This window comes from Haloarcula taiwanensis (assembly GCA_002844335.1).
Classification (GTDB): Archaea; Halobacteriota; Halobacteria; order Halobacteriales; family Haloarculaceae; genus Haloarcula; species Haloarcula taiwanensis.
The window spans coordinates 380,251-392,772 of sequence record CP019155.1 but is presented as its reverse complement, the minus strand read 5'-3'; the positions used below and the strand labels follow the sequence as shown (position 1 = coordinate 392,772).

Annotated in this window: 10 protein-coding genes; 3 read left to right on the top strand and 7 right to left on the bottom strand. The window is 57.6% G+C overall.

Features of this window, described 5'->3' with window-relative positions; genetic code table 11:
- Positions 1 to 75: 75 nt before the first annotated feature.
- Positions 76 to 1,440, top strand: coding sequence for a sulfatase (locus tag BVU17_16885; protein ID AUG49373.1), 1,365 nt, complete (start codon positions 76 to 78; stop codon positions 1,438 to 1,440).
- A gap of 68 nt (positions 1,441 to 1,508) precedes the next feature.
- On the opposite strand, the gene BVU17_16880 is transcribed toward BVU17_16885, so the two are convergent.
- Together BVU17_16880 and BVU17_16875 are read right to left on the bottom strand one after the other, a co-directional pair.
- Complete coding sequence (locus tag BVU17_16880) at positions 1,509 to 3,995, bottom strand: hypothetical protein (protein ID AUG49248.1); 2,487 nt, start codon at positions 3,993 to 3,995, stop codon at positions 1,509 to 1,511.
- The gene (locus BVU17_16875; GenBank protein AUG49247.1) at positions 3,992 to 4,222 is read right to left on the bottom strand and encodes a hypothetical protein; all 231 of its coding nucleotides are present in this window, start codon (positions 4,220 to 4,222) and stop codon (positions 3,992 to 3,994) included. Before BVU17_16875 ends, BVU17_16880 begins: the two co-directional genes overlap by 4 nt.
- Positions 4,223 to 4,998: 776 nt before the next feature.
- Here BVU17_16875 and BVU17_16870 point away from each other — a divergent pair.
- Together BVU17_16870 and BVU17_16865 are read left to right on the top strand one after the other, a co-directional pair.
- Entirely contained in the window at positions 4,999 to 6,249 is a 1,251-nt protein-coding gene (locus BVU17_16870; protein ID AUG49246.1) for a glycosyltransferase WbuB, read from the top strand.
- Entirely contained in the window at positions 6,242 to 8,125 is a 1,884-nt protein-coding gene (locus tag BVU17_16865; protein AUG49245.1) for a hypothetical protein, read from the top strand. The genes BVU17_16870 and BVU17_16865 overlap by 8 nt, the downstream gene beginning before the upstream one ends.
- A gap of 179 nt (positions 8,126 to 8,304) precedes the next feature.
- Here BVU17_16865 and BVU17_16860 read toward each other — a convergent pair whose 3' ends face one another.
- Genes BVU17_16860 through BVU17_16840 form a run of 5 tightly spaced genes read right to left on the bottom strand, consistent with a single transcriptional unit; the run spans position 8,305 to position 12,340 of the window.
- Positions 8,305 to 8,739, bottom strand: a complete 435-nt coding sequence (locus BVU17_16860) for a PTS sugar transporter subunit IIC (protein AUG49244.1) — start codon at positions 8,737 to 8,739, stop codon at positions 8,305 to 8,307.
- On the bottom strand, positions 8,736 to 10,421 hold the full coding sequence (locus BVU17_16855) for a phosphoenolpyruvate--protein phosphotransferase (protein AUG49243.1): 1,686 nt from the start codon (positions 10,419 to 10,421) through the stop codon (positions 8,736 to 8,738). Before BVU17_16855 ends, BVU17_16860 begins: the two co-directional genes overlap by 4 nt.
- Entirely contained in the window at positions 10,414 to 10,701 is a 288-nt protein-coding gene (locus tag BVU17_16850; GenBank protein AUG49242.1) for a phosphocarrier protein HPr, read from the bottom strand. Before BVU17_16850 ends, BVU17_16855 begins: the two co-directional genes overlap by 8 nt.
- Positions 10,698 to 11,174 carry a PTS fructose transporter subunit IIA gene (locus BVU17_16845; GenBank protein AUG49241.1) on the bottom strand — a complete coding sequence of 159 codons (477 nt, stop codon included), beginning with the start codon at positions 11,172 to 11,174 and terminating at the stop codon, positions 10,698 to 10,700. Before BVU17_16845 ends, BVU17_16850 begins: the two co-directional genes overlap by 4 nt.
- 14 nt (positions 11,175 to 11,188) lie before the next feature.
- Positions 11,189 to 12,340 carry a sugar phosphotransferase gene (locus BVU17_16840; protein ID AUG49240.1) on the bottom strand — a complete coding sequence of 384 codons (1,152 nt, stop codon included), beginning with the start codon at positions 12,338 to 12,340 and terminating at the stop codon, positions 11,189 to 11,191.
- Positions 12,341 to 12,522 lie beyond the last annotated feature (182 nt).

The window sequence follows — 12,522 nt, the reverse complement described above, 5'->3', positions numbered from 1 at the left end:
CACGAGAGACTATTTGATGAAACGCGAACGGGTTCGATTTGTGGGATATAACTCCGGCCAGTGGAGGGAATGGCAATGAAAAATATCGTTTTCATTACCGTCGATTCACTGCGTGCTGACTATGTTTCCGGGCAGAAGGCTCCTGACTCGCTCGAAACGCTTCCGCAGATGACCGAAGAGTGGCTCACGTGCTCCACTGCATACGCGAATGCGCCATACACGAAGCAATCGTTTCTCTCGATTCTGAGCGGGAGCTATCCCTGGACGTTCGAATCAGCGGAGACTGGCTTCGATCCGGACCGAGTGCATATTGCGGAGCGGTTGTCCGAAGAGGGGTACGCCACAGGTGGCTTTCACTCGAACACGTATCTAAGCCCGACATACAACTACGATAGAGGGTTCGACTATTATCTGGGTCGTGACAGTGGAGGAGATGGGGACACAGACTCCAAGCTCACGTCTCTGTTCAACACGGCCGTGGAACGGGCTGTCGCTACCGAGCAACTCTCAGATCTCGTTTTTTGGACGTACCAGAACGCCGGTAAGCGGCTGGGGATTCAGCTTGGTAGTAACCTCTACAAGCCGGCCGAAGAGTTGAATCAGCATATCGTCAACTGGACCAAACAGCAGTCTAAACCCGTCTTCGTATGGGCACATTACATGGATGTGCATAATCCGTACTATCCTCACGAGGGGACAGTCAGTGAAGGAATCAGCCGGAGACGGGCAGTAAAACTATTTCATAAAGTTAACCAACAACGGTCCGAGGCCGCCGAGAGCGATATAAATTCCCTTGAGCGTCTGTATCGTGGTGAAATAGAGTATTTCGACCGGCAGCTTGGGAACCTGCTAGAGCGACTCGACGAGACGCTCGGTCTCGAAGAGACACTCCTTGTGTTCACGTCGGACCATGGCGAAGCGTTCAACGAGAAGGGACTTGTTTTTCATCCGGGAAGCGCTCTCTATGAGGAGAACGTTCATGTTCCAATGATGATTGATGGACCTGAGATTAGCGGTGGGGAGATAGAGACCCCGGTTTCACATGTCGATCTAGTCCCGACGATACTGAAAAGAGCCGGTATCGAGGCACCAGAGTCAGTCGACGGACGAGATATCGCCGGACCAAATTTTGATGCTACCAGCGACCGTATCGCATTCACGGAGAGCTACGACCACGACGACGGCGGACTAATGGGAACTGACGGAGAGTATAAGCTCATCAGGGATCTGGAGACGGGTGAGGAGATTTTTTGCAGGCGCCACTCCGAACCGGAAAAGATCAACCAACCAGACGACATTGAGTCTGTCGCATACGACAGGCTGGCCGGGGCTTTAGACGACCACATTCAGTCGGTAGCAAACGCCGAAGTTACAGCTACTGAGAGCGAAATTTCCGAAAACGTCCGACTCCAACTCCGCAAACTCGGCTACAAAGAGTGACAAACCGTTCGACGATTGAATCGTAACTTCGCCCCACAGACAGGGAGATGAATAACACGGAGCAGGAGCTACAGCGGTTCGCTCAGACTATCCACCTGATTCTCGACGTCATTCACTGTGATCCGAAGTTCGTCGACTTGACCGCGGTCTCGCAATCGGTGCGTGTAACTGTCCTGTTTCCCGCTGACACGGGTGCTATCGGCAGCCACCACTGTTCCCTGAGAGAGGAGCGTCGTGACGACCATATCGAGGTCCCCATCGGCGTCCGTAACGGTCCAGTCAACATCGAATCGTGACCAGTCATCAGTATTCGTTCGGTTCACTTCGACGGCTTCGATCTTCGGGGGGCTCAAAGCCGTCCCGTTGTCTACGGTTACGGTGGCCGAGGCAGTGGCGTCGTTTCCGGCGGAGTCGGTCACACGCGCTTCGAGTCGGTAGTCGCCCCCGTCAACTCCTGTCGTGTCCCACGTGTCCTCGAAATACCCAGTCTCAGCGTTGTATGTGGCCGTATTCCAGCTAGCGTCGCCGAGGCGGTGTTCTACAGTCAGTGCGTCTGCCGCATCTTCCTCGTCGTTTGCTGCGATCTGTACCGTCACCTCGCCACTCGCTACCTCACCATCAGTCGGCGTTGCCCAGGATACAGACGGCGTCGTATCTGTCGTCTCGGAGCCAAGGAATTGAGCGGTGGCACCGCCAGTCACGGCACTGAACACGTCCGTTTCGACGGGTTGCGGGTCGAACGACCCCAGCCCAACCCAGCCGTCAGCGTGGTCGCTGTCAGTCTCGACAACATCCCACTCGGTTGGTTCGTCCGTCCCAGCAGGCCACACCTTCGCTTTCAGCTCGGACCCCTCGGCACGGAACCGCCTGTAGAAGTATTCATTCTCCTGTGGCGTGCCGAATCGGGCAATCGTTCTCACGTTCCCATCAGTGTATTTACCCAGACGGAACGCGTCTGCACGGTCTTCGACCTCTATCCAGTAGCCGTTGGCATTACCGTCAACCGTCGAGCCACGGAGATACACCCGTGCGTGGAACCCGTATTCTGTCTCCGCAGCGAACGATGGAACTCGAAACTTATCTAGTACCTCAACGTCCGCCGGTCGGCCGACATTGTCCGCGGAAATAGCGTATCGGGTACGGTTCCCGTCAGTGTTCTCGAAGGCGAGAGCAGAGTTTCCTGCGAACTGCGATCCGGTGTCGACACTCCAATCACTCGTGGAACTGGACCACTGCGGTGTCCAGTGATCGAACAACGGTGGCTCTGAGGTAGTGGTCGTTTCCTGCCCAGAGTCATCGGACGCCGAGTTGATACCGACATCGGAAGCAGTCGGCACATCGGGTGTGAGCGGGTCGGCACCCTGCTCGTCAGCCTCAATCGTAATAGCGCCGGTGTCGCCGAGACCGCCGTTCCTATCACGCGCGAGTGTCTTGATAGCCCCGTCCGAGTCCTGCGTGCCGAACAATTCCCGCTCGCAGTTGTGCACTGACACGCGGTCGAGAGCCACATCGGAGAAATGCGCCCCGTCACGGTCACGGAACACTTCGTCAGCTAGCTCGAACGTTGCGTTGTGAATCGCAAAATTGTCACCCTGAAGATTCAGTTGTCCGGCGGCGGCCTGAATAGCGTATCCCATGTGGTCTCTGGTTTCGACATTCTCGAGATACACTGTCGGTACACCGCCGGTGCGGTCGGACAGCCTGTTGATGAAACAGCGGCCATAAAAATTCTCGCCCGACTTCTCATCAAGTTTGGATTCGAGCGAAGGCGTGTTGGCGCGATGGTATACTCGTCGGACATCGAACAGCGAGGAGGCGCTCAACTTACACAGGTTGGCACCCGTCCCTGTCACGTAACAGTCTCGCATCCGTATCTCGCCAGTGTTAAACCGGACATCGATTGCGCTCCCGGAACAGTCGATGAAATGGGAGTTCGTCACTGTGAGAGGGTTGCCCTCGCTCGCATGAGTGGTGATGTGGTGACCGATGTGTCCGCCACCCGAATAATTGTGGTCCGCAATGGCGTTATCTTCAAACGTACACCGGTCGACGGTCCGTAGCACGTCCCGGCCAAGGATAGCCTCTTGATACCAGCCGCGGATATGCGCATTCGAGAAATGTACATCTCCACTGCCAGCGATATTCATACATCTAGAACCCCCGCCAGCACCGCGAAGGTCCGGTAGATTCTCGTAGTTCCCATCCAGCCGTATATCACGGATTGTGACCGTGCCATGATCGGCACCATCGTCGTAGTAAAATCCTGTCTGGATCGGGTGGGATGACGCGTCGGTGTGCCTGCTCACCCCTAGCGCTGACCGCTCTGGACCGGCCCCGGTGATTGATATGCCGGCGGGCTCCTGCCCACCGAACTCAAAGAACGAAGACCGACTGTCACGAGCGAAATAAAACGTTCCCTCTGGGACGTAAATTTCGCCACCGTCGCCAGTAGCATTTGCCGCGTCAAGCACTGCCTTCCAGTTACGTTTCGCCGCATCGAACGAAGGGTCGTCCGGGTTCGCCACCGCACCGTGCTCGGTTATGTCTTCAGTCATAGCGCGTACTCACTGAAATCAGTCATATACTGCGTCTGCTGAGACGATGCGGTTGCAGCGACGCTGTTCGCACCGACAAGTGCGGCGACTGTGACAGCACCCGCTTTGAGATATGCCCTGCGGTTAATCGTACCTTGTTGGCCCCCGTCAAGTGATTTGTTCCGCCCGTTCTTTCCGTCCGCTTCTTCAGTTAATGACTTATTACTTTGCTCCGATTCGGTATTCATCACACTCACCGCTGGTGTAGGTCCCGTATTTACTGATGCTACCAGTCAAAGTGAGTTTGACCCATTTTAATTACCAACTAAAGATATTTACAGGCAGTTAGCTTATCTTAAGTTAATAATACATGATAGGAGTAAGAGTATCCTACCTTGAGGCAAGATATCGTATAGCGTGGTTGATCCGCATCTTGAGCACAGGACGCTATACTCAGCCGTATAGAGAGACTACTTCAGTCAGACACCAAATTTGACTCGTATGGAACGGCACGATACCGATCACGGACATACGGAAACTGTGGTTTTGACGGTTACGACTGTAATCTGACTTATTTTAGCCATCCAGTTTGGCGGGAGTGAGATTCATTAATCATGACTATTTTGAGGCCGTTACAGACTGGTCTATATGGCATACAGAGTCCACGAATAATCTGTCCTGAACGTCTCATACTCTGTTTCTGAGGCTCTTTGTTTGAGAGACAGGTCAGGATAGTTTATTATAATACAGATTGGTACTTTGACCATATTTTGATCTATCAGCACACTTTATTCAAGATCGAGAATCCCTAATAAGTCAATATATACCGATTCAATAGTGTACATAACGGATTCAGGTTCGGAGCACCACAAGAGTATCAAACGTATACTAATACTCCCGTCATGGGTACAGTGCAACGATTCGATGTTGATGAGTAGCGATAGGCGATCGGGCACTGGACCGTCGTCAAAATCGAGGGCGGAACATCTGAGAGTGGGCCGAGCGATGTACACATTTCACGACGATGACGACTGACTGTGTCATCGTCTCTCAGCGGTATCCCCCTGAAAAGGGCGGCAATGCATCCAGAATCCACGACACAGCCGTCAATCTCGGTGACGACTTTGACGTGACCGTTCTGGCACCGTGCCTCTGTTACCCACCGGGAAACTTCGAACGGACTTGGAAGCGCAAACAGACAGACCGCGATAAGGGTGTGGTCGTCCACCGCCTGTGGACGTGGCAGCCACAGAGGGAGAACCCCTCTCTGCTTCGTCGACTTCCCTACTACCTGATATTCGCACTGCATGCGGCTCTCTGGCTAGTCTTGAATTTCCGGCAGTACGACGTTGTCATGACATCTACGCCACCGATCTCCACTGGGTTCCCCGGACTCGTGGCTGCTGCCACTGGAACTCCCTGGGTAATCGATGTCCGCGACCTGTGGATTGAGAACTCAATCGCCCTTGGATACATTTCAGCAGATAGTCCCCTAGTAACAGCCGGCCGCGCGTTCCAGCGCCTCGCGCTGCACTCCGCCGACTGCATTACAGTAACGACTGAGACGCTTGGAGAAGCAGTCGCTGACACGTACGGTAGCGAACTCAGGGACCGGGTTCAAGTCGTCCCGAACGGTGTTGACATCACCCGGTTTTCCTCCGTATCGTCCCCTGAAAACGGCGGCTCGCGAATCGTTTACACCGGTAATATCGGGAGTGCACAGGCACTCGAACCGTGTATCCGGGCAATGCAACACATTTCAAGCGACGATGCAGTGCTTCAGTTAGTCGGCGACGGTGACGAGGTGTCTCGGCTCAAAGATGTGACAGACCGACTTGGGCTTGAAGACCGCGTAGAGTTTGTCGGGCTGGTGGACCGTGAGCGAATCCCGGAGATCCTTGATACTGCAACTATCGGATTGGCTCCAATAAAAGACAGTCCGGAACTGGACTACGCAATACCCACGAAGCTCTACGAGTACATGGCGTGCTCGCTACCCGTTGTCGTCACCGGAAGAGGGGAAATAAAGCGGTTCGCAACGGATACAGAGGCAGGGATTCACACAGAACCCACTCCCGAGAGCATTGGGGCAGCAATTGACAGTCTTCTCGAAAACCCCGACAAGCGAGTGGCGATGGGTCGAGACGGACACAGAGTCGTCTCCGAATCATACGATCGGCAGGCCATCGCGGGTCGACTCGGCGAGGTGTTTCGGACATTGACAACAGGCGAACAACTGGAATCGTACACGGCCCCAGAACCTGAGCATGACTGAGTCCCTGCAGACGCTTCCCAAAGCGGTCAGATTGTACGGACACACGCTCACACAGTTGGAGCCTGCTCAGGTACTCGGGATGGTTGAGCGAACGACTCGTAACTCCGTACTTACACGACTCCCGCTGGACTTCGACGCACACTACGACGCGGCGATTCCTCAGGCCCTCTCGGTGGCAATCACTCCGGTCAAAACGGATCTTCGCCTGCTTCGGGCAGAACTTTCAGAGACGACCGTCGAGATGTTCCAGCAACAGAGCCGTCGGGCGGCCGATGGTAATCTGACGTTCCTCAACAGGACCATACAGCTACGGTCGCCAGACCAACTCAACTGGTTTGACGACCGGTTCGACGACTATCCGCTGCTCTGGCCGCTGAAACTATACGCGTTCGAACCGCTTCGATGGGCGACGCTGGGGTTCACAGACCCACAGTCGGCCCCCGATAGGGTTGTCGATGTGTTCGACCAGTGGGTGCGGGACTGGACCGATAGTATTGAGATCGGCCAACCGGGGTACCTTCGAGACGTGTGGACGCCGTGGGCAGTGTCGCTCCGCATTCAAACACTCACACGATACCTCGCGTGGCGGACTGGAGGCACCCGGAAAGACGTTCCAGAAAAACTCATCGAGGCCCTTGCCAGAGAAATATATCGGAATTCGCTCTTCCTCGAAAACCATATCGAAGGTGATGTCGGCGGGAATCACCTCGTCGAGAACGGGCTCGCACTGCTCATGAGCGGGCTCACTTTCCCGGATTCTGATACGTCCTGGGTTTCGGAGGGGCTCTCTATACTCGGTCGTATGGGGGCTAAGCAGTTTCTTTCTGACGGTGGCCATTATGAACGGTCGCCGATGTATCATGCAATCGTGACAACGCGGTTCGTGACAGCGTGCGCCGTGCTGGCAGCCAGTGATCGCTCACTCCCCAACTGGCTGACAGCGATGACGACGCAGGCCGTAGCGTATCTGCGGTTCCTCTGTCCCCCAGACGAACGGCTTCCGCTCTGCAACGACGCCGTGTTCGGTCAGGCGCTTCCGCTTGCCGACTGTTTGAGGTACGCTGCTGCCGCCGGATTCGAGTCGAGTGACCGTCCCGCCCCGGCATGCAATCCAGCGAGTGGAGAAACAGGGTACTACTGGCTCAATACAGACCATGGGCGTCTGTTAGTTGACGGCGGCCCGGTCGGGCCTTCGCATTTACCCGGTCACTCTCACAACGACCTGCTGAGTATCTTGCTCTGGGTCGGTGGACAGCGTGTGCTTACAGATACCGGTGTATATGATTATGCCAGCGACGACCGCAGACAGTACGTCAGAGGTGTCGCTGGCCACAATACGGTACAGGTTGGCAACACCGAGCCGATAGAGATCGGTGGAAAGTATCTGATGGGGGCGCGGACGGAACCGACGGTACAGTACGAAGGGACAGACCCGGCGGTTTTCGATGGCCACTACGTGACGAACCCACATTCGCCAGCGTCGTATCAACACACCAGGAAAATTGTAGCGGCAGATGACTGGTGGCTTGTCCGCGATACACTCCGCGGGCCTGATACTGAGACCGAGCCGTGCATCTCCCGTCTCCATTTCCACCCGGATATTGCTATCACAATCGACGAGTCCGGGACAGTACGAGCATCCCACCGGGCAGTGGCCGACGATGAGCCGCCCTTGCTGAGCGTTCACCCACTGGGTACAAACGACGTTCGCACTACGACAACCGAATACTTCCCCGAATTTGGCGTCGCTCGGGAGCGACAGACCGTGGAGTTTCGGGTCGGTCCGGAGTCAGGAACAACAGTTCTGGGTTATCTTCTTGCCCCAAGAAACGGCGGTAGGGATAGATGTGACTCCGCTGGTGAAGGTGAGGAATAACCACCAGCGAGCCAAAACCACCGGCCCCTCGAGAAGGACTGGGTTGGACATTGCAACTGATGCGTACTCCGGCGTTTGAGAACGTGGTCTCAACTCTCAGATTAGGTCCGTTCGTGAAAGTGGGTAAATCCGCTATGGCGGTTGGATGAGTCTCCTACGTTAGGGGGTATAGCTCCGGCTCAACTGAACAGACGTTTCAACCGAGCCACGAGACTCTTCGAACGGTCACCACCACGACGGCGCTGCTGAGTAGAATCGGTACTCGTGGACTCGGATCCATCTACATCGGACCCAGTGTCCGATGCGTCGCTGTCAGCAGCCGCAAGCGCATCAGCGATCATGCCTTCGGCGTCGTTAACGGCGTCTTTGACTGTGCCTTTAATTAGCGGGATACCGCCGAACCGGTCCTGGCTGACCGACGTGTCCGAGGCGATGATGGCGGCGTCGGCGGATTGGATATCCGTTTCGGAGAGTTCGTTCTCCGCTCCCATCGCCCCCTGTACTTCTACCTTAATATCGTGACCCTGTTCTTCGGCTGTCTGTTCAAGATTCTCGGCTGCCATCTGACTGTGTGCGATACCAGTCGGACAGGAGGTGACTGCGACGAGTTTCATGTGTCTAGTGTGGTGTGGACTTCGCTTCGCGTTGCGGCGAGTTGGGCGCGGTCCGCACGCTCACTCGCGGTGCTGTACTCGGTGTCGCTGACGGCCGTCTTGACCTCCGGAATCGTCACAGCGCTCATGCTGAGTTCGTCAAGGCCGAGACCGACAAGAAGCTCGGTTAAGTCGGGATCGCCGGCCATCTCGCCACACATTCCGACCCAGGCGTCTTCTTCGTGGGCTGCGGTAACTGTCCGATGGATTGCCCGGAGGACGCCCGGATGCGAAGGATCGTGTAAGTCACCGACGCGCTCGTTCTCTCGGTCAGCGGCCATCACGTACTGTGTGAGGTCGTTCGTTCCGATAGAGAGGAAATCGACTCGCGCCGCGAGTTCGCCGGCCATGAATGCGGCGCTCGGTGTTTCGATCATGACGCCGACTTCGACATCAACGACGTCGGCGTCGCACTCTTCAATATCAGCCGCTGCTGTATCCAGTGCGTCGAGTGCAGCGTCGAGTTCGGTAACCGTAGCGACCATCGGGAACATGATGGCGAGGTCCCCGGCGCCGTCCGCAGCAGCACGCAGGAGTGCACGGAGTTGCGTGGCGAAAAGGTCCGAATCCGGGCCGAGCGAGCGCCGGATTCCCCGTTCACCGAGGAATGGGTTTTCCTCATCTGGCTGGTCGAGATACGGAATCTGCTTGTCGCCACCGATATCCAGCGTTCGGACGACGACGCGCCCATCCGGGAACGTGTCGAGTGTCTCACGGATGGCCTCGTACTGCTCATCTTCAGACGGCGGCGTCTCCCGGTCGAGGAAGAGAAACTCAGTCCGGTAGAGGCCAACGCCGTCAGCCCCTCGTTCTACTGCGGGCTTCAGTTCCGCCGGCTGGCCGATATTTGCCGCCACTTCGACGTGTCGCCCGTCAGTGGTTTCGACGGACGCATCGACGACAGCGGCACCCGAGTCGCTTGCTGCGGCCGCTCGCTCGGTGTCATCAGGGGCGACCAGCACCTCGCCGCTGTCGCCGTCGATCACCACTTCTGTTCCGTCTTCGATGGCTTCGAGCGCTTCCCCGACACCGACAACGGCCGGGAGGGCCAGCGAGCGGGCGAAAATCGACGCGTGCGATGTCCGTCCGCCCGTGACTGTAGCGAAGCCGGCCACGCGGTCCGGGTCGAGCTGTGCCGTGTCGCTGGGTGTCAACCGTTCGGCGAGGACGACACTGCCGTCGGGCAAGTCACCGAGGTCGACCCGTTCCCCATCCGTCAACAGACGGAGGAGGCGGTCACGCACGTCTCGAAGGTCGTCCGCACGCTCGGCCATTCGGCCGTCCATCCCTTCGAACTGCTCGATATGTTCGCCGAACGCGGCGTCTACGGCGTTCGGGGCGGGCTGGCCCTCGCCGATCATCGTCTCGACGGCCTCCTCGATAGTCGGGTCTTCGAGGAACTGGATATGCGCGTCGAACACTGCGGCTTCGTCTTCACCAACGCGTTCGGCAGTCGCTTCGCGCTCGGACGCTAGTTCCTCGCGAGCGGTGTCGACGGCGTTGGCGAATCGCCGGCCTTCTGCCTCGGGGTCGACTTTCACGTCGTCAGGGTCCGGTAGCGAGATGTCGCGGCCGTACCAGACAACCGTCCCGACCCCGGAGCGCGGCGTGGCACCGGTCCCGTGGAGTGTGCGGTCAGCCATCGTCAGTGTCCAGTTCCCCCTCTGGTGTTGTTAGTATTCGCTCCAGCTCGTCAAGTACGGCTTCTGCGTCCGGGCCGTCGGCGACCAGTTTGATGTCGTCGCCCTGTCCGACACCGAGGCTGGTGATGGCGATCATACTCGCTGCCTGGACAAGGTCACCATCCGGACGCCCAGCCGAGACCTCCGCCTCGTGATCGTTGACGGCCTGGACGAACGCTGACGCCGGCCGGGCATGCAACCCCGCCTCCGGAACAACCGTTACAGTTCGTTCGACCGTCATGCGATGGCCTCCCGAAGCGTGTCCTGAACGGTCGCTTCGTCCTCCGCCGCGTGGAGCCGGTCCCGGACGTCGTCGTGCATCAGAGCCCGCGAGAGCGAGCTGAGGATGTCGAGGTGCTCCTCCCCACCGGCCTCCGGGACAAGGATCATGAAGATGAGCGTCGCGGGTTCGCCGTCCATGGAACCGAAGTCGATTCCCTCCTCGGAGCGAGCGAACGCGAGCGAGGGCTGACTCACAGCGTCAGTCTTCGCGTGTGGAATCCCGATCCCCATGCCGACGCCCGTTGTCGTCTCCGATTCGCGCTCCAGCAGTGCTTCAAGTGCGCGCTCGCGGTCCTCGACTCTGCCGCCGTCCACCAGCAGGTCAAGCAGGGACTCGATACACGCTTCCTTCTCTGCCGGCGGCTCGGACAGCGAGATGTGGTTCGCCGGAATCAGTTCTTCGATGTCGTCCGCTGAGATTGCATCTGTCATTGTCGTCAGTCTAGTTAGTCGTCCGACGGTTGTGTACTGCTCGCCTCTGCCCCGGTGTCGACACGGTCTTCGAAGTCCGGCTTGATAACCGTAGCAACAACCGCTGTCACAAGCGAGCCCAGCAGGATGCTGCCCAGGAAGGCGAGTGGCTGATTCGACAGCAGGACCACGAAGATACCGCCGTGGGGCGCGGGCATCGTGACGCCGAGGGCCATCGATGTCGCACCGCCGACAGCGCTACCGGCCACGATAGCCGGGATGACACGCAGCGGGTCCGCGGCTGCATACGGAATCGCGCCCTCAGTGATAAACGAGAGGCCGAGCACGATACCGCTTTTCCCGTTCTCGTACATCTCGGCCGCGTACTTGTGGGGCGCGATGAAGTTCGAGAGCGCGAGGCCGATTGGCGGAATCATCCCGCCGATCATCACTGCGGCCATCGGAGCGTAGATTTCCTCGGTGATGAGCCCGGTGGCGAACACGTACGCGACCTTGTTTACTGGGCCACCCATATCGAAGGCCATCATCCCCCCGAGGATGAGGCCGACGACGATAGCCTGACCGCCCTGCATCGACTGCAGGAAGGAGGTCAGAGCCTCGTTAGCGAGTGCGACGGGAACGCCCAGCACGAACAGCATCAGCGGCGTCAGAACTGCCATCGTCGCGACTGGGATGAGCAACACCGGCATCATTGGTTGAATGAACTCGGGAACGTCGAGATTCTTGAAGAAGCGCGCGACGTACCCGGCCAGCAGCCCAGCGACGATGGCGCCGAGATAGCCGGCACCGGCTTCGCCGCCGGAGATGCCGATTACTGTCGCCGCTTCGGCGACGACGTTCCCTTGCTGGAGGATGTATGCCAGCAGGAATCCCGGGGCGAGTCCGGGGCGGTCCGCGATGGCGTACGCGATGTAGCCGCCCAGAATGGGCACCATAATTGTCAGCCCGGCCACGCCGATCTGTGCCAGGAACCAGCCCGCCGAGCCGGTATTCCCGAACACTGCCTGTGTGTCCCCTATCGCGTACGCGACCGCGAGGAAAATCCCCCCGATAGTTACGAAGGGAATCATGAACGATACGCCCGTCATCAGGTCCTCCTTGACGGAGGTCACGTGAGCGCGAAGCGCACTCTCAGCCCGGTGTTGATCTGTCATGGTCAACGACATCGACAGCTACGCCGATTGGGTGATATAAAGATACACGTTTGAGCGTGTTATTTATCGAATCTGCTCGATATATGGATATAGGCGATTGTTTCTGCACGGAAATAGGTCTGAGGATTCGGTTGAATAACAGGCATATGCTTGTTAGCCACTTCCATCTATTAGGGTCAATGTCTGGATGGTCG

Coding starts and splice junctions, on each gene's coding strand:
- BVU17_16885 (AUG49373.1), top strand. CDS start 76: ATGAAAAATATCGTTTTCATTACCGTCGATTCACTGCGTGCTGACTAT.
- BVU17_16880 (AUG49248.1), bottom strand. CDS start 3,995: ATGACTGAAGACATAACCGAGCACGGTGCGGTGGCGAACCCGGACGAC.
- BVU17_16875 (AUG49247.1), bottom strand. CDS start 4,222: ATGAATACCGAATCGGAGCAAAGTAATAAGTCATTAACTGAAGAAGCG.
- BVU17_16870 (AUG49246.1), top strand. CDS start 4,999: ATGACGACTGACTGTGTCATCGTCTCTCAGCGGTATCCCCCTGAAAAG.
- BVU17_16865 (AUG49245.1), top strand. CDS start 6,242: ATGACTGAGTCCCTGCAGACGCTTCCCAAAGCGGTCAGATTGTACGGA.
- BVU17_16860 (AUG49244.1), bottom strand. CDS start 8,739: ATGAAACTCGTCGCAGTCACCTCCTGTCCGACTGGTATCGCACACAGT.
- BVU17_16855 (AUG49243.1), bottom strand. CDS start 10,421: ATGGCTGACCGCACACTCCACGGGACCGGTGCCACGCCGCGCTCCGGG.
- BVU17_16850 (AUG49242.1), bottom strand. CDS start 10,701: ATGACGGTCGAACGAACTGTAACGGTTGTTCCGGAGGCGGGGTTGCAT.
- BVU17_16845 (AUG49241.1), bottom strand. CDS start 11,174: ATGACAGATGCAATCTCAGCGGACGACATCGAAGAACTGATTCCGGCG.
- BVU17_16840 (AUG49240.1), bottom strand. CDS start 12,340: ATGTCGTTGACCATGACAGATCAACACCGGGCTGAGAGTGCGCTTCGC.